23 protein-coding genes, 4 tRNA genes and 1 pseudogene are annotated in these 24,551 nt (G+C 72.6%); 18 read left to right on the plus strand and 10 right to left on the minus strand.

Translation table 11 applies throughout. The features are described 5' to 3' along the window. From ABTZ03_RS24730 to ABTZ03_RS24745, 4 genes and pseudogenes are all read right to left on the minus strand, one after another. Window positions 1-191, minus strand: a pseudogene (locus ABTZ03_RS24730) (ATP-binding protein); the annotation flags it as partial. Continuing rightward, on the minus strand, window positions 172-594 hold the full coding sequence (locus tag ABTZ03_RS24735; protein ID WP_350515256.1) for a DUF742 domain-containing protein: 423 nt from the start codon (window positions 592-594) through the stop codon (window positions 172-174). The pseudogene ABTZ03_RS24730 and the gene ABTZ03_RS24735, both read right to left, overlap by 20 nt. Window positions 595-755: 161 nt before the next feature. Further along, complete coding sequence (locus tag ABTZ03_RS24740) at window positions 756-1,169, minus strand: roadblock/LC7 domain-containing protein (RefSeq protein ID WP_030057391.1); 414 nt, start codon at window positions 1,167-1,169, stop codon at window positions 756-758. 10 nt (window positions 1,170-1,179) lie between these two features. Beyond that, entirely contained in the window at window positions 1,180-5,025 is a 3,846-nt protein-coding gene (locus tag ABTZ03_RS24745; protein WP_350515257.1) for a sensor histidine kinase, read from the minus strand. A gap of 638 nt (window positions 5,026-5,663) precedes the next feature. Between ABTZ03_RS24745 and ABTZ03_RS24750 the strand changes: the two genes are divergently transcribed. From ABTZ03_RS24750 to ABTZ03_RS24780, 7 genes are all read left to right on the plus strand, one after another. Beyond that, a complete protein-coding gene (locus ABTZ03_RS24750) occupies window positions 5,664-5,882 on the plus strand; it encodes a hypothetical protein (protein WP_350515258.1) in 219 nt (72 codons plus the stop codon). A gap of 365 nt (window positions 5,883-6,247) precedes the next feature. Further along, complete coding sequence (locus ABTZ03_RS24755) at window positions 6,248-7,048, plus strand: fumarylacetoacetate hydrolase family protein (RefSeq protein ID WP_350515259.1); 801 nt, start codon at window positions 6,248-6,250, stop codon at window positions 7,046-7,048. 61 nt (window positions 7,049-7,109) lie between these two features. Continuing rightward, window positions 7,110-8,540 (plus strand): glutamate--tRNA ligase, encoded by a 1,431-nt coding sequence (gltX, locus tag ABTZ03_RS24760; protein WP_502894574.1) that lies wholly within the window; start codon window positions 7,110-7,112, stop codon window positions 8,538-8,540. A gap of 251 nt (window positions 8,541-8,791) precedes the next feature. Then, a tRNA-Gln gene (locus tag ABTZ03_RS24765) sits at window positions 8,792-8,863 on the plus strand. 47 nt (window positions 8,864-8,910) lie between these two features. Next, a tRNA-Glu gene (locus ABTZ03_RS24770) sits at window positions 8,911-8,983 on the plus strand. A 26-nt stretch (window positions 8,984-9,009) separates the two neighbouring features. After that, window positions 9,010-9,082, plus strand: a tRNA-Glu gene (locus tag ABTZ03_RS24775). A gap of 66 nt (window positions 9,083-9,148) precedes the next feature. Then, a tRNA-Gln gene (locus ABTZ03_RS24780) sits at window positions 9,149-9,223 on the plus strand. A gap of 138 nt (window positions 9,224-9,361) precedes the next feature. Here ABTZ03_RS24780 and ABTZ03_RS24785 read toward each other — a convergent pair. Continuing rightward, window positions 9,362-10,075, minus strand: a complete 714-nt coding sequence (locus ABTZ03_RS24785) for an IclR family transcriptional regulator (RefSeq protein WP_030246527.1) — start codon at window positions 10,073-10,075, stop codon at window positions 9,362-9,364. Between the two features lie 232 nt (window positions 10,076-10,307). On the opposite strand from ABTZ03_RS24785, the gene leuC reads away from it, so the two are divergent. The 4 genes from leuC (at window position 10,308) to ABTZ03_RS24805 (ending at window position 13,739) form a co-directional block, all read left to right on the plus strand. Next, window positions 10,308-11,738 carry a 3-isopropylmalate dehydratase large subunit gene (gene leuC / locus ABTZ03_RS24790; RefSeq protein WP_350515261.1) on the plus strand — a complete coding sequence of 477 codons (1,431 nt, stop codon included), beginning with the start codon at window positions 10,308-10,310 and terminating at the stop codon, window positions 11,736-11,738. A gap of 3 nt (window positions 11,739-11,741) precedes the next feature. After that, window positions 11,742-12,338 carry a 3-isopropylmalate dehydratase small subunit gene (gene leuD, locus ABTZ03_RS24795; protein ID WP_350515262.1) on the plus strand — a complete coding sequence of 199 codons (597 nt, stop codon included), beginning with the start codon at window positions 11,742-11,744 and terminating at the stop codon, window positions 12,336-12,338. A 263-nt stretch (window positions 12,339-12,601) separates the two neighbouring features. Then, window positions 12,602-12,871 carry an SCO5555 family protein gene (locus ABTZ03_RS24800; protein WP_502894575.1) on the plus strand — a complete coding sequence of 90 codons (270 nt, stop codon included), beginning with the start codon at window positions 12,602-12,604 and terminating at the stop codon, window positions 12,869-12,871. A gap of 133 nt (window positions 12,872-13,004) precedes the next feature. After that, a complete protein-coding gene (locus ABTZ03_RS24805) occupies window positions 13,005-13,739 on the plus strand; it encodes an HU family DNA-binding protein (RefSeq protein WP_350515263.1) in 735 nt (244 codons plus the stop codon). Between the two features lie 184 nt (window positions 13,740-13,923). Here ABTZ03_RS24805 and ABTZ03_RS24810 read toward each other — a convergent pair whose 3' ends face one another. Continuing rightward, a complete protein-coding gene (locus tag ABTZ03_RS24810) occupies window positions 13,924-14,148 on the minus strand; it encodes a hypothetical protein (RefSeq protein WP_350515264.1) in 225 nt (74 codons plus the stop codon). Between the two features lie 38 nt (window positions 14,149-14,186). Beyond that, on the minus strand, window positions 14,187-14,870 hold the full coding sequence (gene cofC / locus ABTZ03_RS24815) for a 2-phospho-L-lactate guanylyltransferase (protein ID WP_350515265.1): 684 nt from the start codon (window positions 14,868-14,870) through the stop codon (window positions 14,187-14,189). Window positions 14,871-15,100: 230 nt separating this feature from the next. Between cofC and ABTZ03_RS24820 the strand changes: the two genes are divergently transcribed. From ABTZ03_RS24820 to ABTZ03_RS24830, 3 genes are all read left to right on the plus strand, one after another. Beyond that, entirely contained in the window at window positions 15,101-15,958 is an 858-nt protein-coding gene (locus ABTZ03_RS24820) for a lysophospholipid acyltransferase family protein (protein WP_350515266.1), read from the plus strand. 14 nt (window positions 15,959-15,972) lie between these two features. Then, window positions 15,973-16,971, plus strand: coding sequence for an NAD(P)H-dependent glycerol-3-phosphate dehydrogenase (locus ABTZ03_RS24825; RefSeq protein WP_350515267.1), 999 nt, complete (start codon window positions 15,973-15,975; stop codon window positions 16,969-16,971). A gap of 86 nt (window positions 16,972-17,057) precedes the next feature. Next, the gene (locus tag ABTZ03_RS24830; protein ID WP_350515268.1) at window positions 17,058-18,203 is read left to right on the plus strand and encodes a D-alanine--D-alanine ligase family protein; all 1,146 of its coding nucleotides are present in this window, start codon (window positions 17,058-17,060) and stop codon (window positions 18,201-18,203) included. A 69-nt stretch (window positions 18,204-18,272) separates the two neighbouring features. Here the strand turns inward: ABTZ03_RS24830 and ABTZ03_RS24835 are convergent, their stop codons facing one another. Beyond that, window positions 18,273-18,791, minus strand: coding sequence for a DUF3515 domain-containing protein (locus ABTZ03_RS24835; protein ID WP_350515269.1), 519 nt, complete (start codon window positions 18,789-18,791; stop codon window positions 18,273-18,275). Between the two features lie 20 nt (window positions 18,792-18,811). Continuing rightward, window positions 18,812-19,045 (minus strand): Lrp/AsnC family transcriptional regulator, encoded by a 234-nt coding sequence (locus ABTZ03_RS24840; protein ID WP_350515270.1) that lies wholly within the window; start codon window positions 19,043-19,045, stop codon window positions 18,812-18,814. 228 nt (window positions 19,046-19,273) lie between these two features. Between ABTZ03_RS24840 and ABTZ03_RS24845 the strand changes: the two genes are divergently transcribed. From ABTZ03_RS24845 to thiD, 3 genes are all read left to right on the plus strand, one after another. Beyond that, window positions 19,274-20,239 carry a thiamine-phosphate kinase gene (locus ABTZ03_RS24845; RefSeq protein WP_350515271.1) on the plus strand — a complete coding sequence of 322 codons (966 nt, stop codon included), beginning with the start codon at window positions 19,274-19,276 and terminating at the stop codon, window positions 20,237-20,239. A gap of 167 nt (window positions 20,240-20,406) precedes the next feature. Further along, entirely contained in the window at window positions 20,407-21,432 is a 1,026-nt protein-coding gene (locus ABTZ03_RS24850; protein WP_350515272.1) for an ATP-dependent 6-phosphofructokinase, read from the plus strand. Window positions 21,433-21,456: 24 nt separating this feature from the next. Continuing rightward, complete coding sequence (thiD, locus tag ABTZ03_RS24855) at window positions 21,457-22,254, plus strand: bifunctional hydroxymethylpyrimidine kinase/phosphomethylpyrimidine kinase (RefSeq protein ID WP_350515273.1); 798 nt, start codon at window positions 21,457-21,459, stop codon at window positions 22,252-22,254. A gap of 171 nt (window positions 22,255-22,425) precedes the next feature. Here thiD and rpmB read toward each other — a convergent pair whose 3' ends face one another. After that, window positions 22,426-22,611 (minus strand): 50S ribosomal protein L28, encoded by a 186-nt coding sequence (rpmB, locus tag ABTZ03_RS24860; protein ID WP_014138233.1) that lies wholly within the window; start codon window positions 22,609-22,611, stop codon window positions 22,426-22,428. A 282-nt stretch (window positions 22,612-22,893) separates the two neighbouring features. Between rpmB and ABTZ03_RS24865 the strand changes: the two genes are divergently transcribed. Continuing rightward, the gene (locus tag ABTZ03_RS24865) at window positions 22,894-24,525 is read left to right on the plus strand and encodes a DAK2 domain-containing protein (protein ID WP_350515274.1); all 1,632 of its coding nucleotides are present in this window, start codon (window positions 22,894-22,896) and stop codon (window positions 24,523-24,525) included. Window positions 24,526-24,551 lie beyond the last annotated feature (26 nt).

The raw sequence follows: 24,551 nt of genomic DNA on the forward strand, positions 1-24,551 counted from the left end.
CCGGAGACGTGGCTGATGTCGTCGATGCCTGCGGAGGCGGAGGTCATGACGGCTTCGGTGCGCAGGGGGTTGATCTCGGAGACGGCGCCGACGAGTGTGGTCTTGCCGACACCGAAGCCGCCGGCGATGACGATCTTCGCGGAGGTGGTGGCGCGGGTGGGGGCGGCCGCGTTAGAGCTTGCGAAGTCCACTGAGGACCCTTTCGAGCAGCGTGACGTCGGGCGTTCCGCCCGACTCGCCCGCGGCGGCGGGCTGGTGGATGGCGACGAGACCGGCCTCGGCCAGGTCGGCCACGAGGATGCGGGCCACACCGAGCGGCACGCCGGCCAGTGCGGAGATCTCCGCGATGGACTTGACCTCACGGCAGAGGTTGACGATCCGGGCGTGCTCGGGCAGCAGCCCGGTGGTGCGCTCGGCCGAGCCCGTGGTCGAGATCAGGGCCTCGATCGCGAGCTGGTACCGGGGGCGGGTCCGGCCGCCGGTCATCGCGTACGGGCGGACCAGCGGCTGCTGCTCGTAGCCGTCGGACTGCTGCCCGCCGTAGCCGCTGCCGTACCCGTTGCCGTAGCCGGCGGGTGTCGAGGGCGGGGTCATGGGTCCTCCTTGTGCTGCGGCCTTGGGCAGCCGGTTCCAGCTGGGGCGATGCCAGCTGAGGCGGGATCAGCTGCCTGAGGGTAGCTGAGGGTGGTGCGTCGGGTCCGGTCGGGTCGGGCCCGGTGCGGGATGGAACGGTGGGAGATCCGCGTGGGTTCCGGTCAGTGCAGGAGACTGCCCTGGAGTTCCGCGCGGAGTGCGGGGGTGAGGACGGCGCCGGCCCGGTCGACGAGCAGGGCCATCTCGTACCCGACCAGACCGATGTCGGAGTCGGGGGAGGCGAGGACGGCGAGGGCTGAGCCGTCGCTGACGGCCATCAGGAACAGGAACCCGCGCTCCATCTCGACGACGGTCTGGTTGACCTCGCCGCCTTCGAAGATCCGGCTGGCGCCGGAGGTGAGGGAGGTGAGGCCGGAGGCGACGGCGGCGAGCTGGTCGGCGCGGTCGCGCGGGAAGCCTTCCGACATGCACAGCAGGAGGCCGTCCGCGGAGACCACCACGGTGTGGGACACCCCGGGGGTGTTGTCCACGAAGTTGGTGATCAGCCAGTTCAGGTTCTGTGCGGCCTGGCTCATCTGGTTCAACTCAACGCTCCTGGTGATCTGCGCCGTTGCCGTCGCTCCGGCCACCGAAACTATCGAATCCGGGCTGCTGGGCACCATGCTGGAAGCCCGGCTGGTTGGCGGCCTGCTCGGCCCCGGCCCGGCGGCCCTGCTGGATGCCGCGGCGCAGGTTGGTCAGCCGGCCGCGGACCTCCTCGGGGGCCCGGGAGACCTGGGGGCCGTTCAGCGGCGAGGCCTCGGCGGTGCCGGAGACCAGGTTGGCCTGCGGGGTCCGGCGGGGGAGGCCGGACGTCGTGACACCGCTGGTCGAGGGCTCACGGACCTGCTCGGCCCGGCGCCAGCGCTCGTCGTTCGCGGACGGGCGCCACGGCGCGTCCCCGACGCCCGGCTGCGGCGGCTGCGGCTGACCGGGCTGCGGCTGAGCGGGCTGGGGCTGACCGCCCTGGGCCTGCGGGGCCTGCTGCGGGGCCTGGGGCTGAGCCGGACGCGGCTGCTGCGGGGCCTGCTGCGGCCGACCGGGCTCCTGGAACTCCGGTGCGGCGGTGCCGGGTCGGCGCGGCTGGTAGGGCCGCGGCCGGCCGTCGGCCTGCTGCGGGTACCACGGCTGCTCGCCGCCGGCCTCGGACGGGCCGGTCGGCAGGGCCATCGGTTCCGGCCGCTGCGGCACCTGCTGGGGCTGGGTCGGCTGCGGCTGGGTCGGCTGGGGCTGCGGCTGGGCCGGGGTCGGCACGTTCGGCAGCACCGGCTCCACCAGGCCGAGGCCCAGCGGGTCGCGCGGGTCGATCTGGCTGGCCTCGAAGCGCGGCCGGGCGAACTGCTGGGTGCTCTCCACCGGAGCCGGCTCGGCCGACGGCAGCGGCTGGGGCTGCTGCTGCGGGGGCAGTTGCGGCTGGCGGCCCTGCTGCTGCGGCGCGTCCGGACCGGGGCGCTGCGGACGGCGCTGGCCCGGCTGGCCCTGCGGACCCGGTCGGCCCTGCGGACCCTGCTGGCCGGGGGCACCGGGGCCCTGGCGGCCGGGGGTGCGCTGCGGCAGGCCGTCCTGCGGACGGTTGCCCGGCCGGGCGCCCTGCTGCGGGGCGCCGGGACCGCCCGGACGGCCGTGCTGCGGCTGCTCGCCGGTCCGCGGCGCCGGGGCGCCCGGACCGCCGTCGAACTCGCCGTTGGGGCGCGGACGTTCCTGGCCGGGACGGCCCTGGCCGCGGCGCGGCAGACCGTTCGGGCCGCCCTGCGGCGGGCCCTGGCGGCCGGGGGTGCGCTGCGGCAGGCCGCCCTGCGGCGACTGCTGCGGCTGGCCCTGCGGCGCGGGGCCCTGCGGCCCCTGGGCCTGCGGGCCGGACTGAGCGGGGGTCTGCGGGGTCTGCGGGGCCTGGGGCGGCTGGCCCTGACCGCGTCGCCGCGGCTGGGCCGGGCCCGGCTGGCCGGGACCCTGCTGGCCCGGCGGGACCGGGTTCTCGCGCAGCGACTTCCCGACCTGCCGGGTCGGCAGGCCGGTCCGGCCGCCGGGCGCACCCGGAGCGGTCGGGGCGGCGGGGGCACCGGGCGTACCGGGGGCACCGGGCGCGGTCGGCGCGGCGGGAGCGGCCGGACCGCCCTGGCCGAGCTGCGGACGGCCGCCCTGCGGGGCACCGCCGGCCGGGCCCTGCCCGAGCGCGGCCGGACCGGCCTGGCCGAGTGCGGCCGGACCGCCCTGGCGGCCGGGCATCTGGCGCTGCTGGCGCGGCGTCGGGGCGACCCCGCGCTGCTGCTTGCCCGGGCCGCCGGGCCCGCCGGGGCCGCCGGGGCCGGGGCGGCCGGCGCCGCGGCGCTCGGCGGAGTTGGTGACGTCGACCGGGAGCATGACCAGCGCGGTGGTGCCGCCGGAGTCGCTCGGGCGCAGCTGGATCCGGATGCCGTGTCGCAGGGACAGGCGGCCGACCACGAAGAGGCCCATGCGGCGGGAGACCGAGACGTCCACCGTCGGCGGGTTGGCCAGGCGCTCGTTGATCTCGGCGAGGTCGTCCGGGCTGAGGCCGATGCCGGTGTCGTGGATCTCGACCAGCACCCGGCCGTCCGGCAGGGCGTGGCCGGTGACCCGGACGCGGGTCTGCGGGCTGGAGAACGAGGTGGCGTTCTCCAGCAGCTCGGCGAGCAGGTGGACGAGGTCGTTGACGACGCGGCCGGCGACCTCGGCCGACGGCACGGCGGCCAGTTCGATGCGCTCGTACTGCTCCACCTCGGAGGCGGCGGCGCGGAGCACGTCGACCAGCGGCACCGGGCGGGTCCAGCGGCGGCCCGGGTCCTCGCCCGCGAGGACGAGGAGGTTTTCGCCGTTGCGGCGCATGCGGGTCGCGAGGTGGTCGAGCTTGAACAGGTTGGCCAGCTGGTCCGGGTCGGCCTCGCGGCTCTCCAGCTCGGAGATCAGCGACAGCTGGCGCTGGATCAGGCCCTGGCTGCGGCGCGAGAGGTTGGTGAACATCGCGTTGATGTTGCCGCGCAGGAGGGCCTGCTCGGCGGCGAGCCGGACCGCCTCGCTGTGCACCATGTCGAACGCGTGCGCCACGTGGCCGATCTCGTCGGTCGAGTCGACGGCGACCGGTTCGACGGCGGTGTCGACGTCGTGCGGGTCGCTCTCGGAGAGCGTCTTGACCAGCTCGGGCAGTCGGCGCTCGGCGACGTCCTCGGCCGCCTTCTGCAGGCGGGTCAGCGAGCGCACCATCGAGCGGGCGATCAGACCGGCGCCACCGAGGGCGATGATCAGGGTGAGGGCGACGGCGGCACCGATGATCAGGGCCTCGGTGTCGGCCTGGGACTGGAGGTCCTGGGCCTTGCCGTCGAGGTCCTCGATCAGCTTGGCCTCGATCCGGCGCTCTGCGGTGATCTTGGTGGTGGCCTTCTCGTACCAGTCCTTGTACGAGACCGGCTCGGTCTGGTGGATGCCGCCCGGCTGGAGGATCGAGCGCGAGTAGCGGTCGGCCTCGGCGACCACGTTGTTGTAGCTCAGCTGGCCGCGCAGGTTGTCCAGGTCGTGTGCGGTGTAGATGTTGTTGAAACTGGTGAGCGCGTTGTCGTACGTGGTGCGCAGGCGGATGCCGAAGGACTCGTCGCTCGCGCTCAGGTCGGGGGCCTTGGGGTTGGCCAGACCGGCGCTGATCAGCGCGCGCTGCTGCGAGGTGGCGTCCTTGGCCAGCGAGAACTGCTGCAGCGCGCGGGTGGCGACCAGCAGGTCCTTGTTGTTGGACGCGAGCGCGATGTCCTGGGTGATGCCCAGCAGGTCGCGGATGATCACGTCGTAGGCGGTGATCGTCGCCTGGATGTTCTGGTTGTTCTGGTACGGCGTGTTGCGCGCGTCCGCGATCGAGTTCAGGTCCTTGCGGATCTGGAACAACAGGGCCTTCCCGCCGGACAGTTCGAGGTTCTCGAACTTGTCGGAGGAGGCGGTGAAGGTGCGGCTGAGGTCGTCGGTGGACTTGCGGGCGGCGACGATCTCGTCGTCCATCGGGTCGTTCGGACGGTTGGTGATGTAGCCGGCGCTGATGTCGCGCTCGGTCTGCAGGGCGTCCGCGAGGTTGGTCGCCTTCTTGGCCAGGTCGGACAGGTTGGCCATCTGGGCGAGTTGCTGGGAGTTCTCCAGCGAGGTCTGGATGCGCAGGCCGCCGAGGACCAGCGAGACCATGACGGGGAGCGCGAGCAGGGCTATCAGTCGGGTGCGGATGCGCCAGTTGCGCATCGCGAGCCGGCTGATACCGGTGGCGCGGCGCCGGGTCAGGGTGGTCCGGAGTTTGTCCCGGGCGGACTTCCGGTCCGGGCCGTCCTCCTCCGGGCGGGGGACCTCGGGCGTTACGGGGTCGGCCGGGCCGCTGGGGGCCGCCGCCGGTTGAGGGGCTGCCACAGGCTCGTGCGACTCCGGGTTGCCCGCGGCGCCGCTACCCCTTTTGAAACGTCCCTGCACTGGCGTCGCAACCTCTGGACCGGGCGTCCCGCCGCGTCGCCACGGCCTGGACGGTGTCGAGTTTCCTTCCGCACCCCGGCCGGTCCGGGAGAGCGGGTCGCCGGGGTGGACTGCTCCCTACCCACGGTCCGTGGCATTCCAGCACAGCGAGGGAATCCCAACAAGGGCCGCTGGAACCAACGGTCGGGTACTACCGAACGCATGCGCGCTCTCACTGACTGTGCGGTAACCGGACCGGAATACCGCCTTTTTCGGACACTCGCCTGATACATGCCAACGTGGGCCGAGATCGACAAGAGTCGCAGACCTGCTGGAATGCCCGTTGTGTGCGCAATGTCGGATAATTCCGATGCGGCGATATGTCGGATATCTGTGATTTGCACGCTAATTTGTGAGTAAAATCACAGACTAATGTGTAGCTTTGGTCACGACCTCTGTGGAATGAGATCTCGTAACCTGGCTGTCTCCTGGCGCACGGCCCCGATCAGCCTGCCCAGAACCCCTCCGAATCAATCGGAACCACGCAGGCCGGTGCGGTCCCTGGTGATCGGCCCGGCCACGACCACGAGGTGCTCTCGATGTCCCTGGCGAAGAAGGCCACCAAGTCGACGCTGTCCTGCCGCTCCACGGCGAACCCGCGCCGGACCACGCTGGCCTCGGTCGAGGACTTCAGCAAGATCCCGGGCGCCCGCAAGCCCGAGGACGTCGTCACCTACGGCACCGAGCTGCCGGCCAGCACCGCCAACCCGCGCCGGGTCCAGCTGATGGTCGCCCCGGTCGTCACCCCCCGGGACTGACGCACACCGCCGCCGCCGAGGGCGCCGTGGACCCCGCACCCGCGGGATCCCACGGCGCCCTCTGGGTTTTCGCCCGCTCGCCTCCGGGGCGCTCCCGTCCGGTGCCGACGGTCGGCGCTCCCTCGCTCCTCCGTCGCTCCCTCGCTTCTCCCTTTCGGCACCGGCGCGCCCCTTCGGCTCGGGGCGGGGGACTCGCCCGCTCGCCGTTTCCGCCCGAACCGGGCCGAACCGGGGCAGAGCGGCCCGGAGGGGCCCCACGCGATAGCCTGGACGACGATTGACGGGGCCGCGCCCACCACGGGCGAGGCGCCCAGCAGCGCCCGGGGGCGCCCCGGGCGGCCGACGAAGCGAGGGGTAGCCCAGCCGTGCGCATTGCCAGGTTTTCCGTCCGGGAAGGAAGCCCTGCCGCCGGCAGCGTCTCCTTCGGCGTGGTCGAGGGGGATCCCTCCCAGCCCGACTCGCTGGTCGTCCACGAGCTGGCCGGTCACCCGTTCGGCCAACCCCAGCCCACCGGTGAGAGCTACCGCTTCCAGGACGTCCGGCTGCTCAGCCCGATGCTCCCCAACAAGATCGTGGCGGTCGGCCGCAACTACGCGGCGCACGCGGCCGAGCTGGGCCACGACGTCCCGGACGTGCCGCTGACCTTCTTCAAGCCGTCCACCTCGGTGATCGGCCCGACCGAGAACATCGCGTACCCGCCGTTCTCGTCGGAGGTCCACCACGAGGCCGAACTCGCCGTGGTGATCGGCCGGATGTGCCGCGAGGTGCCGCTGGACCGGGTGCCCGAGGTGATCCTCGGCTACACCTGCGCCAACGACGTCACCGCCCGGGACGTCCAGCAGCGCGAGGGCCAGTGGGCCCGGGCCAAGGGCTTCGACACCGCCTGCCCGCTGGGCCCGTGGATCGAGACCGACGTCGACCCGGCCGACCTCGCCGTCACCTGCACGGTCAACGGCGAGCTCCGCCAGACCGGTCGCACCTCCCTGATGATCCGCTCGGTCGCCGAGCTGGTCGTCCACATCTCCGAGGCCATGACGCTGCTGCCCGGCGACGTCATCCTCACCGGCACGCCCGCAGGGGTGGGCCCGCTCAACGTCGGCGACGAGGTCGCCGTCTCCATCGAAGGCATCGGCACTCTCACCAACAAGGTGATCAAGCGTGGCTAACACTGACCCGGCCGTCCGGGTTCGCTTCTGTCCGTCCCCGACCGGCAACCCCCACGTGGGCATGGTCCGTACGGCCCTGTTCAACTGGGCCTACGCCCGCCACACCGGCGGCAAGCTGGTCTTCCGGATCGAGGACACCGACTCCGCCCGCGACTCCGAGGAGTCGTACGTCCAGCTGCTGGAGGCCATGAGCTGGCTCGGCCTGGACTGGGACGAGGGCCCGGAGGTCGGCGGCCCGCACGCGCCGTACCGCCAGTCGCAGCGGATGGACATCTACGCGGACGTCGCCCGTCGCCTGCACGAGGCCGGCCACGCGTACCACTGCTACTGCAGCACCGAGGAGCTGGACGCCCGCCGCGAGGCCGCCCGCGCGGCCGGCAAGGCCTCCGGCTACGACGGCCACTGCCGGAACCTGACGGACGACCAGGTCGCCGTCTACAAGCTGGAGAAGCGCGAGCCGATCCTGCGCTTCCGGATGCCCGACCGGACCATCGCCTTCGACGACCTGGTGCGCGGCACGCTCACCTTCGAGCCGGAGAACGTGCCGGACTACGGCATCGTCCGGGCCAACGGCGCCCCGCTGTACACCCTGGTCAACCCGGTGGACGACGCCCTGATGGGCATCACCCACGTGCTGCGCGGTGAGGACCTGCTGTCCTCCACCCCGCGGCAGATCGCGCTGTACGCGGCGCTCGCCGAGATCGGTGTCGGCGAGGGCACCACCCCGCGCTTCGGCCACCTGCCGTACGTGATGGGCGAGGGCAACAAGAAGCTCTCCAAGCGCGACCCCCAGTCCTCGCTCAACCTGTACCGCGAGCGCGGCTTCATCCGCGAGGGCCTGCTCAACTACCTGTCCCTGCTGGGCTGGTCGCTGGCCGAGGACCGCGACCTGTTCGACATGGACGAGATGGTCGCCGCCTTCGACGTGGCCAAGGTGAACTCCAACCCGGCCCGCTTCGACCTGAAGAAGTGCGAGGCGATCAACGCCGAGCACGTCCGCCGGCTGGCCCCGGAGGACTTCGTCCGCCGGCTGGTGCCGTTCCTCCAGGGCGCCGACCTGCTGCCGGCCGAGCCGACCGCCGAGCAGCTGGACCTGCTGGCCCGGATCGCCCCGCTCACCCAGGAGCGGATGGTCGTGCTCGGCGAGATCGTGAACATGGCCGGCTTCCTGTTCGTCGACCCGGCCGACTTCACCCTCGACCCGGACGACGCCGCCAAGGTGCTCACCGCCGACTCCCGCCCGGTGCTGGAGGCCAGCATCAAGGCGCTGGAGGAGCTCGGGGACTTCACCCCGGAGCCGATCCAGGCCGCGCTGCGCGAGGCGCTGGTGGACGGGCTGGGCATCAAGCCCAAGTTCGCCTTCACGCCGCTGCGGGTGGCCGTCACCGGCCGCCGGGTCTCCCCGCCGCTGTTCGAGTCGATGGAGCTGCTCGGCCGCCCCGAGACGCTCCGCCGGCTGCGTTCCGCCCTGGACGCCGCTCCGACCGCCTGAAGCGGCCGCTGAGCGCCTCCTGAGCAGCCCCGCGGGCCCGGCCTGGTGCCGGGCCCGCGGCGCACCCGGAGGTCATCCGCCGGCCCCCTGGCCGCTGCCTGCGGTTATCGATTTTGGAGCCAGGGCAGACGTCGGGTAATGTTCTTTCTGCGCCGCCCGGGAGGGAACGGACGAGGGAGCGAAAGCCCCTCGGAACGGGACCGACCGAGAGGCGCAACGCCTGAGAAGGCCCCGCTGGGGTTCAACTCTGGTGGGGTATGGTGTAATTGGCAGCACGAGTGATTCTGGTTCATTTAGTCTAGGTTCGAGTCCTGGTACCCCAGCGCAGTACGACCGGCAACGGTCACCCGCAGTACAAGTGAAGATCCAAGCCCCCGTTGTGTAGCGGCCTAGCACGCTGCCCTCTCACGGCAGTAGCGCCGGTTCGAATCCGGTCGGGGGTACTGATCCCGCAAGGGATCGCCAGGATGCCCCCGTTGTGTAGCGGCCTAGCACGCTGCCCTCTCACGGCAGTAGCGCCGGTTCGAATCCGGTCGGGGGTACTTCAGAGCAGGAAGCCGATGGCTGTGGCCCTTCCGGGGGCATGACCATCGGCCCTTGCTTTGCGTTGGGGTATGGTGTAATTGGCAGCACGAGTGATTCTGGTTCATTTAGTCTAGGTTCGAGTCCTGGTACCCCAGCCAGAAAATGAAAGGCCCCGCCCGGCGGGGTCTTTTTGCTTTCCGGCACGAATATCTCGAAAGGCCCCGCTCGACTCCGAGCGGGGCCTTCGTGTTCTTCGGTGGGGGAGTGGGGGTGGGTGGGGGAGTCGGTCGGCCGGGTCAGCTCCGGCGCAGCGCCTCGGTGAGCCGGTTCGCGGCCTCGATGATGGCCTGGGCGTGCAGCCGGCCCGGGTGGCGGGTCAGGCGCTCGATCGGGCCGGAGACGGAGACGGCGGCCACCACGCGGTTGGAGGGGCCGCGGACGGGCGCGGAGACGGACGCGACGCCCGGCTCCCGCTCGCCGATCGACTGGGCCCAGCCGCGCCGCCGCACGCCGCTCAGCGCGGTGGCGGTGAACCGGGCGCCCTGGAGGCCGCGGTGGAGCCGCTCGGGCTCCTCCCAGGCCAGCAGGACCTGGGCGGCCGAGCCGGCCTTCATCGGCAGGGTGCTGCCGACCGGGACGGTGTCCCGCAGACCGGAGAGCCGCTCGGCGGCGGCCACGCAGATCCGCATCTCGCCCTGCCGGCGGTAGAGCTGTGCGCTCTCGCCGGTGACGTCGCGCAGGTGGGTCAGGACCGGGCCCGCGGTGGCGAGCAGCCGGTCCTCGCCCGCCGCGGCGGAGAGTTCGGACAGTCGGGGGCCGAGGATGAACCGCCCCTGCATGTCCCGGGTGACCAGACGGTGGTGTTCGAGTGCGACGGCGAGCCGGTGGGCCGTGGGGCGCGCCAGACCGGTGGCGGCGACCAGCCCCGCCAACGTGGCGGGGCCCGACTCCAGTGCGCTCAGCACCAGAGCGGCCTTGTCGAGAACGCCGACGCCGCTAGTGTTGTCCATGCGCTAAGACTGCAGTCTCATTCCGCGAGACGCAAGTTCAATCTCCGGCGAAAAGCGCCACCCTGGATGCAGCAGCCCGGGAGACATCCAGGATGGGACCTCGTCAGAGTGTCCGCATCGTGGACAGCGATCCGGTGTGCAGGTCTCGCGAACGCGCTCCGCAGGGGCGGCGTGGGCAGCTGACCTCGACGACACGAGAAGGCCGGCAACGCGGCCGGCTGGAGGGAATCCGATGGGACGGACACTCGCAGAGAAGGTCTGGGACGACCACGTCGTGCGGCGCGCGGAGGGCGAGCCCGACCTCCTGTTCATCGACCTGCACCTGCTCCACGAGGTGACCAGCCCGCAGGCCTTCGACGGGCTGCGGCTGGCCGGCCGGAAGGTCCGCCGCACCGATCTGACGATCGCCACCGAGGACCACAACACCCCGACCCTGGACATCGACAAGCCGATCGCCGACCCGGTCTCCCGGGTACAGCTGGAGACCCTGCGCCGCAACGCGGCCGAGTTCGGCGTCCGGATCCACTCGCTCGGCGACGTCGAGCAGGGCGTGGTGCACGTGGTCGGCCCCCAGCTCGGCCTGACCCAGCCCGGCACCACCGTGGTCTGCGGCGACTCCCACACCTCCACCCACGGCGCCTTCGGCGCACTGGCGTTCGGCATCGGCACCAGCCAGGTCGAACACGTGCTGGCCACCCAGACCCTGCCGCTGGCGCCGTTCCGGACCATGGCCGTCACCGTCGAGGGTGAACTCCCCGAGGGCGTCACGGCCAAGGACCTGATCCTGGCCGTCATCGCGAAGATCGGCACCGGCGGCGGCCAGGGCTACGTCCTGGAGTACCGCGGTTCGGCGATCCGGAGCCTGTCCATGGAGGCCCGGATGACCGTCTGCAACATGTCCATCGAGGCTGGCGCCCGGGCCGGGATGATCGCCCCGGACGAGACCACCTTCGCCTACCTCCAGGGTCGTCCGCACGCCCCGCAGGGCGAGGACTGGGACGCCGCCGTCGAGTACTGGCGGACCCTGGGCACCGACGAGGACGCGGTCTTCGACCACGAGGTGGTCATCGACGCGAGCACCCTCACCCCGTTCGTCACCTGGGGCACCAACCCGGGCCAGGGCCTCCCGCTCGGTTCGGCCGTCCCGGACCCCCAGGACTTCGCCGACCCGCAGGAGCGCGCGGCCGCCGAGAACGCCCTGGCGTACATGGGCCTCACGCCCGGCACCCCGCTGCGCGAGGTCGCCGTCGACGCGGTCTTCGTCGGCTCCTGCACCAACGGCCGGATCGAGGACCTGCGGGCCGCGGCCGCGGTCCTGGAGGGCCGTTCGGTCGCCGACGGCGTGCGGATGCTGGTCGTCCCCGGCTCGGTTCGGGTCGCCCTGCAGGCCGTCGAGGAGGGCTTGGACAAGGTGTTCACCGCCGCCGGGGCCGAATGGCGGCACGCCGGCTGCTCGATGTGCCTGGGCATGAACCCCGACCAGCTCGCCCCCGGGGAGCGCTGCGCCTCCACCTCGAACCGCAACTTCGAGGGCCGGCAGGGCAAGGGCGGCCGCACCCACCTGGTCTCCCCGCAGGTCGCCGCCGCGACCGCCGTCCTGGGCCGGCTGGCGGCCCCCGCCGACCTGTCCGCCGCATCCGCCAACGTCGCCGTGGAGGCCTGAGCCATGGAGAAGTTCACCACCCACACCGGCCGGGCCGTCCCGCTGCGCCGCAGCAACGTGGACACCGACCAGATCATCCCGGCCCATTGGCTCAAGAAGGTCACCCGATCCGGTTTCGAGGACGGCCTGTTCGAAGCCTGGCGCAAGGACGAGTCGTTCGTCCTCAATCGGCCCGAGCGCCGGGGCGCCACCGTCCTGGTGGCCGGACCGGAGTTCGGCACCGGCTCCTCCCGCGAGCACGCCGTCTGGGCGCTGCAGAACTACGGCTTCCACGCGGTCATCTCCTCGCGCTTCGCCGACATCTTCCGGGGCAACTCCCTGAAGAACGGTCTGCTGACCGTCGTGCTGCCGCAGGAGGTCGTGGAACGACTCTGGTCGCTCACCGAGAGTGACCCTTCGGCCGAGATCACCGTTGATCTGGAGAGGCGCGAAGTCCGGGCCGAAGGAGTCGTCGAGTCCTTCGAACTGGACGACAACGTCCGGTGGCGGCTGCTGAACGGTCTGGACGACATCAGCATCACGCTGGCGAACGAGGCCGACATCGCCGCCTACGAGGCGACCCGTCCGGCCTTCAAGCCCCGTACTCTGCCTGTCTCCTGAGTTCCCCTCAGAACAGGCAATCGGACGATCCACCGGATGGCCCGCGCTCCCCTTCGGGGGGGCCGGGCCATCCGGCGTTCCGGAGCACGAGTTAGCGGTGCCCCCTCCCCGGATTGCCCATTCGGCTTTGCGGAAGAGGGCCCCGCGCAAGTACAACTGCGGGTAGATGGCACAATCAGTACATGCACCGGCACCATGAACCTCCGTACGCGGGCGGCGAACCCGCGTCCGAGGAGTCCACGGGCCGGGGATCCGAACGCCGAATTGACGATCGGCCGGACGTCACCTCCGCAACACCAGCTGAGGCGCCGGACGACCAGGAAGTCGCAGCGCTCTACGCGCTTGTGGCCGAGCGGTTGAAGCAAGCTCACACCCGCGTGCATGCGCTGAACGTGTCTGTCGATGCAAAGACCGCTCTCACCCGTCAACTGCTCATCGTCACGGAGACCGCCAAGCGCGATCTTCCGGAGGCGGCAAGGCGGTTGAGTCGCTTTGTACATGACCTCGACGAGGGGCGCCCGCCCCTCGACTGAGGTCGCGGACGCGCAAATCCATTGCGACACTAGGGTGATTCGCGCGTTTGGTAATTGAAAGTCCGCAGATACATACCTAACGTGCGAAAAGAACGGATGGAATCATCCGGCGCCCGTTTCCGAAGGGGAAGACGTGAACAAGGCTCAGCTTGTCGAAGCGGTGGCCGAGCAGCTGGGCGGTCGCAAGGCTGCCGCAGAGGCCGTCGACGCAGTGCTCGACACCATGGTCCGTGCCGTTGTGGCCGGTGACCGGGTTTCGGTCACCGGTTTCGGCACCTTCGAGAAGGTGGAGCGCTCCGCGCGCTTCGCCCGCAACCCGCAGACCGGCGAGCGGGTCAAGGTCAAGAAGACCTCGGTCCCCCGCTTCCGTCCGGGTCAGGGCTTCAAGGACCTGGTCAGCGGCAGCAAGAAGCTGCCGAAGGAAGGCCCCTCGGTGAAGAAGGCCCCCAAGGGCTCGCTCACCCCGGGCAAGACCGGTGTCGCCGCGACCCCGGCCGCCAAGCGTGCCGCCACCAAGCGCGCCGCCACCGCTGCCGCCGCCGCCCCGGCCAAGAAGGCCGCCGCCAAGAAGGCGACCACCACGGCTGCCGCCAAGAAGACCACGGCCACCGCCGCGAAGAAGGCGACCGCCACCAAGAAGGCCACCACCGCCGCCGCCAAGAAGACCACGGCGACCGCGACCAAGGCCGCTGCGACCAAGGCCGCCGCGACCAAGAAGACGGCCGCCGTCAAGAAGGCGACCACCACGGCCGCCGCCAAGAAGACCACGGCCACCGCCAAGAAGGCGACCGCCACGGCCAAGAAGACGGCGCCGGCGAAGAAGACCGCCACCCGCAAGACCACCGCGCGCAAGGCCTCGGCCAAGTAAGTCCCGCGCGACCGTCCTCGGACGGGTCTTCGCTTCGGAGCCGCGGCCACCCGACCCCGCACTGCGCGGGAGGGGTGGCCGCGGCTCTTTCGATATCCGGGCGCTCAGTCAGGAATCGAGGGCGGCCGTCGGCCGGGCACGGGGAACCGTGCGACCTGCGGGAACCGGGCGGTGGAGGGGGGGCTCAGCGCCCGTCGGCCGGGTCGGGGAAGGTCTGCAGGGTCACGAAGACCACCCGGCGGGCCCCGCCGGTGCCCTCGGTGCGGATCCGCACCCGCTGGCCGGGCCGCAGCAGCCGCAGGCCGCCGGCGTCGAAGGCGGCCGTGTCGAACGGCACCGGGGTCCCGTCGTCGAGCAGCACGGAGCCGGCCCGGGTGGCGGGGTCGAAGGTGAACGCGGTGGCCTGCATGCCAGCAGCATAGCGAGGGGGTCGGACGATCCGGCCGGTCAGCAGCGGTCCAGGCGGGCGAACAGCGCACGGGTGTACGGGCCGAGGCCGAGCACCGCGGCCTCGCCGAGATCGGCGCCGGTGTCGACGTCCCGGCGCACCGACTCCACGTCCGGCAGGCGCAGTTCGAGCGCCCCGCCGGCCGCGTGCCGGGCCCGTGAGCCGTCCCCGAAGGCGGGGGAGAGCGGACGGCCGGGGGTGCTGGCGAGCAGGGTGGTGCCGAGGCCGGGGGAGTCCGCCAGGAAGGCCCGGCCGTCCGTCGGCACCGCGCCCAGCACCCGGGCGAGTTCGGCCGGGCGCAGGGCCGGCAGGTCGGCGGAGAGGGCGGCCAGCGGGGTCCGCGGGGCGAGGGCCAGGGCGGCCGAGGCGCCGTGCGCCAGCGCCCGGTTGAGGCCGCCGCCGGGTTCGTCGGCGACCACCACGGCGCCGAGCTCGGCCAGTCGGGCACCGGCGGTGGCGTCCCGGGTGACCACCAGGACGCGCGAGACGCCCGGGGTGGCCAGCGCGGCGGTGACCGTGTCCAGGGCGAAGGACAGGGCCAGCTCGGCCCGGTGCGGCCCGGCGTAGGGGGCCAGTCGGCTCTTCGCCAGGGCGAGCGGCTTGAGCGGCAGCACCAGCGACCAGTCGGCGGCGGGTGCGGCGGGCGCGACGGGCCCGCTGGGGCGTACGGTGTCCTGGGTCATCGGCGTCATTCTGTCGCCGGTCCCGGAGCCCTCGCCAGGCCGTCCGAGCTGTGCGGACGTGCGTTTGATCACGCCCGCCCGACGGGTTGGCGCGGTCGCTCGACAGCCGGTGAGCAGGCGGGCGACACTGTTCCGCGCCCGTGAGCCGGGCCCCGGTCGCAGCGGTGCGCGGCACCGGGAGGTCATGACCGCGGCACCCCACGTGCCGCATCGGATGAGAAGGAGCTGGGGTGGCCCGCCGCTCGTACGCCAAGTTCGGCAACGCCGACTACGGGATCTGGTACCGCTTCGCGGCCGTGCTGGTGAAGCCGGTGAACACCGTCCTGGTGAAGCCCGACTGGCGGGGCTGGGAGCACCTTCCGAAAGAAGGCGGCTTCATCGCCGCGGTGAACCACAATTCGATCATCGACCCGGTGATCTACGCGCACTGGCAGTACAACAGCGGCCGCCCCCCGCGGATTCTCGGCAAGTCCTCGCTGTTCTCGATTCCCTTCATCGGATTCATGCTGCGCAAGACCGGACAGATTCCGGTGTTCCGCGAGTCCACCGACGCCGCGCAGGCGTTCCGGGCCGCGATCGACGCCGTCAACAACGGCCAGTGCGTGCAGTTCTACCCGGAGGGAACGCTCACCCGGGACCCGGACCTGTGGCCGATGACCGGCAAGAGCGGGGTCGCCCGGGTCGCGCTGATGACCGGGGCGCCGGTCATCCCGGTCGCCCACTGGGGCGCGCACGAGATCATCCCGCCGTACGGCCGCACCGGCTTCGGCAAGGGCAGGTTCAACCTGTTCCCGCGCCACAAGGTGACCGTCGCGGCCGGGCCCGCGGTCGACCTGAGCAGGTACCAGGGCCAGGAGCTCACCGCCCAGGTGCTGAACGACGCCACCGAGGACATCATGACGGCGATCACCGCCGTGCTCGCCGACATCCGCGGCGAGCAGCCGCCGGCCGAGCGCTTCGACATGCGCAGGGCCGCCCGCCAGCGGGCCGCCGCCGCGCTGGCCGAGCGCCGCCGGGCCAAGGGCGCCCCCAAGGGCGACGCCCAGGACACCAACCAGGACAACGACACCGAGGGGACGGGCCGGTGACCCGCTGCGCAGTGATGGGGACCGGATCGTGGGGCACCGCCTTCGCGATGGTGCTGGCCGACGCGGGCTGCGAGGTCGTGCTGTGGGCCCGCCGCCAGGAGCTGGTGGACGCCGTCAACACCACCCACGAGAACCCGGACTACCTGCCGGGCGTCCGGCTGCCCGACTCCGTCCGGGCCACCACCGACGCGGCCGAGGCGCTGGCCGGCGCCGACTTCGCGGTGCTCGTGGTGCCCTCGCAGACGCTGCGGGACAACCTGGCCGCCTGGGCGCCGCTGATCGAGCCGCAGACCGTGCTGGTGAGCCTGATGAAGGGCATCGAACTCGGCACCGCCAAGCGGATGAGCGAGGTGATCGACGAGGTCACCAAGGTCGGCCCGGAGCGGGTCGCGGTGGTCAGCGGACCCAACCTGGCCAAGGAGATCGCCAACCGGCAGCCCGCCGCCAGCGTGGTCGCCTGCACCGACGAGGCGGTCGCCAAGCGGCTCCAGGCGGCCTGCCACACGCCGTACTTCCGGCCGTACACCAACACCGACGTGCTCGGCTGCGAGCTCGGCGGCGCGGTGAAGAACGTGATCGGCCTGGCCGTCGGCATGGCGGCCGGGATGGGGCTCGGCGACAACACCAAGGCGACGCTGATCACCCGCGGGCTGGCCGAGACCACCCGGCTCGGCGAGGTGCTGGGCGCTGACCCGCACACCTTCGCGGGGCTCGCCGGGATGGGCGACCTGGTCGCCACCTGCTCCTCGCCGCTGTCGCGCAACAACACCTTCGGGATGAACCTGGGCCGGGGGATGTCGCTGGCCGAGACCATCGCGGCCACCCGGCAGACCGCCGAGGGCGTCAAGTCCTGCGAGTCGGTGCTCGACCTGGCCCGGCGCAGCGGCGTCGACATGCCGATCGTCGAGGCCGTGGTGGACGTGGTGCACAACGGGCGGCCGACCCAGGAGGCGCTGCAGGCGCTGATGTCCCGTTCGGCGAAGGCGGAGCGCCGGCAGGCGCACCGGCCCTGATCCGGCGGGAGGCCCCGGACGGGCGGCGACTTCCGGAAAGGCGTTGACTTCCCGGAAACACCTCGCACGGTAGTCTCAAACCCGATATGAGCATCGAACAGACCTCCCCGAACCCGTCCGCCCCGAAGCCGCGCGTCGCGCTGGTCTTCGGCGGGCGCAGCTCCGAGCACGCGATCTCGGTCTCCACCGCGGGCAGCGTTCTCCGGGCGATCGACCGTGACAAGTACGACGTGCTGCCGATCGGCATCACCCACGAGGGCCGCTGGGCGCTGACCAGCGACGAGCCGGCCCGGATGGCGATCACCGACGGCAGGCTGCCGGACGTGGCGCACGTCGCCGAGGCCGTCGACGGGCAGGTCGCGCTGCCGGTCTCCCCGGGCAGCCGTGAGGTGCTGCTGAGCGAGCCGGGGAGCGCCCCCAAGGCCCTCGGCGAGGTCGACGTGGTGTTCCCGCTGCTGCACGGGCCCTGGGGCGAGGACGGCACCCTGCAGGGGCTGCTGGAGCTCTCCGGCGTCCCGTACGTCGGCAACGGCGTGCTGGCCAGCGCGGCCGGCATGGACAAGGAGTTCGCCAAGCGGATCCTGGCCTCGCACGGTCTGGGCGTCGGCCACTACACGATCGTGCGGCCGCGCGACTGGGAGACCGAGGCGGGCCGCGCCGCGGTGCGCGAGCGGGTCGCCGAGCTCGGCCTGCCGGTGTTCGTGAAGCCCTGCCGGGCCGGTTCCAGCATCGGCATCACCAAGGTCGGTGACCTGGCCGGGCTGGACGCCGCGATCGAGGAGGCCCGTCGGCACGACCCCAAGCTGATCATCGAGGCGGGCGTGTCCGGCCGCGAGATCGAGTGCGGGGTGCTGGAGTTCGAGGACGGCCCGCGGGCCAGCGTCCCGGCCGAGGTGCTGGTCGGCGAGGGCTTCGACTTCTACGACTTCGAGGCCAAGTACATCGACTCCTCCGAGGTGCGGATCCCGGCCGAGCTGACCGGGGCGGAGGTCGCCGAGATCCGGCGCCAGGCGGTGGCCGCGTTCGAGGCCTTCGGCTGCGAGGGCCTGGCCCGGGTGGACTTCTTCCTGCTGGAGGACGGCTCCTGGGTGATCAACGAGATCAACACCATGCCGGGCTTCACCCCGATCTCCGCCTACCCGAAGATGTGGGAGGCCAGCGGCGTCTCGTACGCGGAGCTGATCGACCGGCTGCTGCAGACCGCGCTGCGCCGTTCGACCGGGCTGCGGTAGCGGGTCCGTACGCGTCGGAGCCCGCTCCGCCACCGAGGCGGAGCGGGCTCCGACGGTTCCGCGGTCCGGTCAGCCCGGGATGTTGGCCTTCACCGCGTCGGTCAGGGCGGCCGCCGGGTCGAAGGGGTTCTGCGCGGCCCCGGCCGGGACGGTCACCTCGACGTAGGCGGCGCGCATGGTCGTCACGAAGCGGTGGCCGCCGTCGCCGAGCTGCTGGGACCACCAGGTGACGTCGTCGACGGTCGGGGACCAGTCCTTGGCGTGGTCGCCGTCCAGTTCCTCCGGCCGGTCGATGCCGCAGCGCAGCACCACCCGGTGCGAGTCGCCCCAGGCGGCCGTGTACGGCGAGGCGGGCGACGGGTCCTTGCGGGCGTGGCCGAGCAGCTCGGCGGGCAGCGCGGCGGTCAGCTTCCGGCAGTAGTCGGCGGCCTTCCCGCCGGGCTGCGGGGCCGCCACGTCCTGGTCGGCCGAACCCCAACTGCCGACCAGCAGGACGACCGTGCAGGTCAGCGCGACGGGCAGGGCCAGCCAGCGGATCGGTGCGGGGAGCGCCGTCAGCGCCTCGGGGATGCGGAGTCGTCGGGCCACCCGCCGATGGTAGCCGGGGACTACAGGTGGACCACCGGACAGGTGAGGGTGCGGGTGATGCCCTCCACCTTCTGGACCTTGGCGACCACCATCCGGCCCAGGTCGTCCACCGTCGGGGCCTCGGCCTTGACGATCACGTCGTACGGTCCGGTGACGTCCTCGGCGGTGATCACACCGGGGATCTTCGCGATCGTCTCGGCCACCGCGGTGGCCTTTCCTACCTCGGTCTGGATCAGGATGTATGCCTGTACCACGGGTGACCTCCCGGCGGCCTGGTTGGGGGGATCGCCGCCGGGACCGCGCGGTCTGGCGCAGGGGTGGGTGCGGGCTCGCCGGCAGGCTGATCACCACGCTACCGCGCAGCGGGCCGGGGAGGGGAGACTTCCGCACCCCCGAAGGGCGTACGCTGCGCGCGGGGGAGCGACGGGGACCGGAATCCGGAGGGCAGTGCCATCCGGGAAGGACATGCGAGAGGACGGCAGATGCAGGGGACCGTGGGCGAGCTCGGCGAGTTCGGCCTCATCAGGGAGCTGACCGCGCGGGTACCGCTCACCGACGCGGTCGACCTCGGCCCCGGGGACGACGCCGCGGTGGTGAAGGCGCCGGACGGCCGGGTGGTGGCCACCACGGACGTCCTGATCGAGCACCGGCACTTCCGCCGGGACTGGTCCACCGCCTACGACGTGGGCCGCAAGGCCGCCGCCCAGAACCTCGCCGACGTGGCCGCGATGGGCGCGGTGCCCACCGCGATCCTGCTCGGCCTGGTCGCCCCCGCCGACCTGCCGACCACCTGGGCCACCGAGCTGATGGACGGGCTGCGCGACGAGTGCCAGGTCGCCGGGGCGACGGTGGTCGGCGGCGACGTGGTGCGCGGCGACACCGTCACGCTGGCTATCACGGCGCTCGGCGACCTCCAGGGGCGCGCGGCGGTGACGCGCTCCGGCGCCCAGGTCGGCGACGTGGTCGCGGTGTGCGGCTGGCTGGGCTGGTCGGCCGCCGGACTGACCGTGCTGCAGCGCGGCTTCCGCTCCCCGCGGGCCTTCGTCGAGGCGCACCGCCGGCCCGAGCCGCCGTACCACGCGGGCCCGGCCGCCGCCGAGTTGGGCGCGACCTCGATGATCGACGTGAGCGACGGGCTGGTCGCCGACCTCGGCCACGTGGCCCGGGCCAGCGAGGTGGACATCGACCTCAGGGCCGCCGACTTCGACGTCCCGGCGCAGATGGCCGACATCGGTCAGGCGGTCGGGGTGGACCCGCTGGTCTGGGTGCTCTCCGGCGGGGAGGACCACGCGATCGTGGCGACCTTCCCGCGCGGGGTCCAACTCCCGTCCCGCTGGCGGGTGGTGGGCGAGGTGACCGGCCGCCCGCGGGGCTCGCGCAGCGGCCGGGTGACGGTGGACGGCGCGCCCTGGGACCGGGTCGGCGGCTGGGACCACTTCTCCGAATGAGCTACGGCGGACGGGGGATTCGGGCTGGACGCCGGTGCGGCACGTGACGCTCCCCAGGTGCGGCGGACGGGCTTCGAGGGTGCGATTTGCGTAGGCTTGCGTCATCCTGGCCCGCCCGCCGTCCGGCGCGGGTGGTCTGAACCACTGCGAGCGAGAGCACACCACACATGCGCATCGGTGTCCTGACCAGCGGCGGCGACTGCCCCGGCCTCAACGCGGTGATCCGCTCGGTCGTGCACCGGGGCACGGACGTCCACGGCGACGAGATCGTGGGCATCCTGGACGGCTTCCTCGGTCTGATCGAGGGCCGCACCCGGCCGGTCTCGCACGACGACGTCACCGGTCTGCTCACCCTCGGCGGCACCATCCTGGGCTCGGCCCGGGTGCAGCGCGAGCGGATCGCGTGGGCGGTGGAGAACGCCAAGACGCTGGCCCGGGACATCGGCATCGACGCGCTGATCGCGATCGGCGGGGAGGGGACGCTCACCGCCGCCAAGCAGTTCAGCGAGGCAGGGCTGCCGGTGGTCGGGGTGCCCAAGACCATCGACAACGACATCGACGCCACCGACGTCACCTTCGGCTTCGACACCGCGGTGCACGTGGCGACCGAGGCGATCGACCGGCTGAAGACCACCGCGGAGTCCCACCAGCGCGTCATGGTGGTCGAGTTGATGGGCCGGCACACCGGCTGGATCACCCTCACCGCGGGCATGGCCGGCGGCGCGCACGGCATCCTGATCCCGGAGAAGCCCTTCGACATCGAGGCGGTGGCCCGGATGGTCGAGGACCGCTTCGCCCGCGGCAAGAAGTTCGCCATCATCGCCGTCGCCGAGGGCGCCTCCCCGGTGCCCGGCACCATGCGCTTCGACCACGGCGAGGTCGACCAGTACGGCCACCGCACCTTCGGCGGGATCGGCAACCGGCTGGCCCACGAGCTGGAGAACCTGCTCGGCAAGGAGGCCCGCCCGGTCATCCTCGGCCACACCCAGCGCGGCGGCACCCCGACCGCCCGGGACCGGGTGCTCGCCACCCGCTTCGGCTGGCACGCGGTGGAGGCCGTCCACCGGGGCGCGTTCGGGCACTTCACCGCGCTGCGCCGGACCGGCATCGAGCTGGTGCCGATCGGCGACGCGGTGACCAGGCTGAAGACCGTGCCGGAGGACCGCTGGGCGGAGTCCGAGGCGGTGCTCTGAACCCGCGCGGGTAGGTTGGGCGGCATGCACTCCACCGCACCTCCCCGCGTGCTCACCGTCGCCGGCTCCGACTCCGGCGGCGGCGCCGGCATCCAGGCCGACCTCAAGGCGATGCTCGCCCTGGGCGTCCACGGCATGAGCGTGATCACCGCCGTCACCGCGCAGAACTCGCTCGGTGTCCAGGGCTACTGGGAACTGCCGGCCGAAGCCGTCCGGGCGCAGTTCCGCAGCGTGGTGGACGACATCGGGGTGCAGGCGGTGAAGACCGGGATGCTGGCCTCGATCGAACTGGTCGAGACCGTCGCCGAGCTGCTCGCTGGGGTGGACGCCCCGGTGGTGGTCGACCCGGTCGGCGTCTCCAAGCACGGGGACGCGCTGCTGGCCGCCGAGGCGGTCGCCACCGTCCGCGCCAGGCTGCTGCCGGTCGCCACCCTGGTCACCCCCAACCTGCACGAGGTGACGCAGCTCACCGGCCGCACCGTCGAGGACGAGTCGCAGATGCTGTCCGCCGCCGAGGCGCTGGCGGACCTCGGGCCGAGCTGGGTGCTGGTCAAGGGCGGCCACCTGGCCGGCGAGGCCGCCGACCTGCTGTACGGCGGGCCCGGCGAGGTGCACTGGTACCGCGCGCCGCGCTACGACAACCGGCACACCCACGGCACCGGCTGCACCCTGGCCAGCGCGATCGCGGCCGGTCTGGCCAAGGGCGAGTCGCTGCCCGAGGCGGTGGGCTCGGCCAAGGAGTACGTCACCGGCGCGATCGCCGGGGGCTTCGCCCTGGGTGCCGGGATCGGCCCGGTCGACCACGCCTGGCGCTGGCGCTAGTCCGTCCCGGCGGGCCCGTCCGGCCGTCCGGAGAACGACGACGGGCGGGCCCCCGAGGGGGTCCGCCCGTCGCCGGTGCGTCCGGAAAGCCTGACCGGTCCCGGAAACAGCGAAGCCGGCTCATCCGGGGATGAACCGACTCACTGGAGGACCGGCATGCCGGTCTGCGCGTCAGCGCGAGACCTTACCGGCCTTGATGCACGAGGTGCAGACGTTGAGCCGCTTCGGCGTCCGCCCAATCACAGCGCGCACCGTCTGGATGTTGGGGTTCCAACGACGGGGGGTACGGCGGTGAGAGTGGGAGATGCTGTTGCCGAAGCCCGGCCCCTTGCCGCAGACGTCGCAGTTGGCAGCCACAGGAGTCACTCCAAGACTTCAGATCAGTTACTTTCGAAAACCCCACTCAGCCACCAGAACACTCGCGTGCACCGGACCGGACAAGGGGGTGAGCCTGGACGGTTCCAGGCAACCGGAAGAGCATACAACGCTTGCTTCCGTCCCACGAAACTACCATGACCGGCCGAGTGATCGCTCCGGTCGCCGGTCCGGGCGGCCCTCCCCGGCCCCCGATAACCTGCCGTTATCACCCCTTGCCGTTCATCGCCCGGCCATGTCGGCGTCCCATCCGGAGGAGACCTGGTGCTGCACACGCTCGACGCCCCGGCCGTGCGCACCTGGTGCCAGCTCGCCCTGCGCGCGCTCGGCCAGGCCCGCGAGGAGATCGACGCGCTCAACGTGTACCCCGTCCCGGACGGCGACACCGGTACCAATCTCTACCTGACCGTCGAGTCCGCCGCCGCCGAGGTGGAGAGCCGCTTCGCCGACCCGGCCGCCGACCCGGCGCCCGGACTGGCCGACACCGTCCGGGCGATGGCCCGCGGCGCGCTGGTCGGGGCCCGCGGCAACTCCGGGGTGATCCTCGCCCAGTGGCTGCGCGGCACCGCCGAGACGCTCGCCGAGGGCGGCGGCGCCGAACAGCTGCGGGCCGCCCTGCAGCGGGCCGCCGACTCCGCCTACCAGGCCGTCGCGGAGCCCGTCGAGGGCACCCTGCTGACCGTGGCCCGGGTCGCCGCCCGCGAGGCGGTACGGGCCGGGGACGGCCTCGCCCAGGTCGCCGACACCGCCCACCGGGCCGCCCGGGACGCGCTGCGGCACACCCCCGAGCAGCTCGCCGTGCTGGCCGAGAACGGGGTCGTGGACGCCGGCGGACGCGGCCTGGTGGCCGTCCTCGGCGCGCTCGCCGACGCCGTCGCCGGCCACCAGCCGATGGGGCCGGTCGCGCTGCGCGGGGACGTCCGGGCGGTGGAGCGCTGCGCGACCCATCTGCGGCCCCCCGGCCCCGGCCACCCCGCCTTCGAGGTCATCTACCTGCTGGACGCGCCGGACGAGGCGCTGCCCGCGCTGCGCGAACGGCTCGCCGCGCTCGGCGACTCCCTGGTGATCGGCGGCGGCGACGGCCTGTGGAACGTGCACGTCCACGTGGACGACGCGGGCGCCGCGGTGGAGGCCGGGGTCGGTGCCGGGCGTCCGCACCAGATCCGGATCACCCACTTCGCCGAGGCCGCCGCCCGGGCCGGTACCGCCGCCGAACGCGGCGAACGCGAGGAGCGGGCCCGCGCGGTGCTCTCGGTGGTGTCCGGCGAGGGGCTGGCCGAGCTGTGCGAGCAGGCCGGCGCCGTCGTCCTGCACGCCGACCCGGACCGCCGCCCGGCCAGTGCCGAACTCGCCGACGCCGTCCGCGGCTCGGCCGCCCGCGAGGTGGTGCTGCTGCTCAACAACCCCGAACTGCGCGCCGCCGCCGGGGCCGCCGCCGACCAGCTGCGCGAGGAGGGCGTCCGGATCGCCGTGCTGCCGACCCGCTCGCCGGTGCAGGGCCTGGCCGCGCTCGCGGTGCACGAGGGCGGCCGCCGCTTCGACGAGGACGTGGTCGCCATGACCTCCGCCGCCGGGGCCACCCGGTACGCCGAACTCGCCGTCGCCGAGGGGGAGTCCTGGACCATGGCCGGGGTCTGCCAGGCCGGCGACGTGCTCGGCCTGATCGACGGGGACGTCGCGGTGATCGGCGCCGGGCTGGCCGAGGTCGGCGAGAGCGTGCTGGACCGGATGCTCGGTGCGGGCGGCGAACTGGTCACCCTGATCCTCGGCGAGGGCGCCGACCGGACCCTCGCCGACCGGCTGGTGGCGCACGTCCGCCAGCAGCGGCCGGAGGTGGACTCGGTGGTCTTCCACGGCGGCCAGGAGTCCACGCCGCTGCTCATCGGGGTGGAGTGAATCCCCGCCCCGCCCCTTCGGCTCGG

It is taken from the genome of Kitasatospora sp. NPDC096077, assembly GCF_040303245.1.
GTDB lineage: Bacteria > Actinomycetota > Actinomycetes > Streptomycetales > Streptomycetaceae > Kitasatospora.

What these genes read in the sequence shown, in the direction of transcription:
- ABTZ03_RS24735 (WP_350515256.1), bottom strand. Translation starts at nt 594, where the DNA reads ATGACCCCGCCCTCGACACCCGCCGGCTACGGCAACGGGTACGGCAGC.
- ABTZ03_RS24740 (WP_030057391.1), bottom strand. Translation starts at nt 1,169, where the DNA reads ATGAGCCAGGCCGCACAGAACCTGAACTGGCTGATCACCAACTTCGTG.
- ABTZ03_RS24750 (WP_350515258.1), top strand. Translation starts at nt 5,664, where the DNA reads ATGTCCCTGGCGAAGAAGGCCACCAAGTCGACGCTGTCCTGCCGCTCC.
- gltX (WP_502894574.1), top strand. Translation starts at nt 7,110, where the DNA reads ATGGTCCGTACGGCCCTGTTCAACTGGGCCTACGCCCGCCACACCGGC.
- ABTZ03_RS24785 (WP_030246527.1), bottom strand. Translation starts at nt 10,075, where the DNA reads ATGGACAACACTAGCGGCGTCGGCGTTCTCGACAAGGCCGCTCTGGTG.
- leuC (WP_350515261.1), top strand. Translation starts at nt 10,308, where the DNA reads ATGGGACGGACACTCGCAGAGAAGGTCTGGGACGACCACGTCGTGCGG.
- leuD (WP_350515262.1), top strand. Translation starts at nt 11,742, where the DNA reads ATGGAGAAGTTCACCACCCACACCGGCCGGGCCGTCCCGCTGCGCCGC.
- ABTZ03_RS24810 (WP_350515264.1), bottom strand. Translation starts at nt 14,148, where the DNA reads ATGCAGGCCACCGCGTTCACCTTCGACCCCGCCACCCGGGCCGGCTCC.
- cofC (WP_350515265.1), bottom strand. Translation starts at nt 14,870, where the DNA reads ATGACCCAGGACACCGTACGCCCCAGCGGGCCCGTCGCGCCCGCCGCA.
- ABTZ03_RS24825 (WP_350515267.1), top strand. Translation starts at nt 15,973, where the DNA reads ATGGGGACCGGATCGTGGGGCACCGCCTTCGCGATGGTGCTGGCCGAC.
- ABTZ03_RS24830 (WP_350515268.1), top strand. Translation starts at nt 17,058, where the DNA reads ATGAGCATCGAACAGACCTCCCCGAACCCGTCCGCCCCGAAGCCGCGC.
- ABTZ03_RS24845 (WP_350515271.1), top strand. Translation starts at nt 19,274, where the DNA reads ATGCAGGGGACCGTGGGCGAGCTCGGCGAGTTCGGCCTCATCAGGGAG.
- ABTZ03_RS24850 (WP_350515272.1), top strand. Translation starts at nt 20,407, where the DNA reads ATGCGCATCGGTGTCCTGACCAGCGGCGGCGACTGCCCCGGCCTCAAC.
- thiD (WP_350515273.1), top strand. Translation starts at nt 21,457, where the DNA reads ATGCACTCCACCGCACCTCCCCGCGTGCTCACCGTCGCCGGCTCCGAC.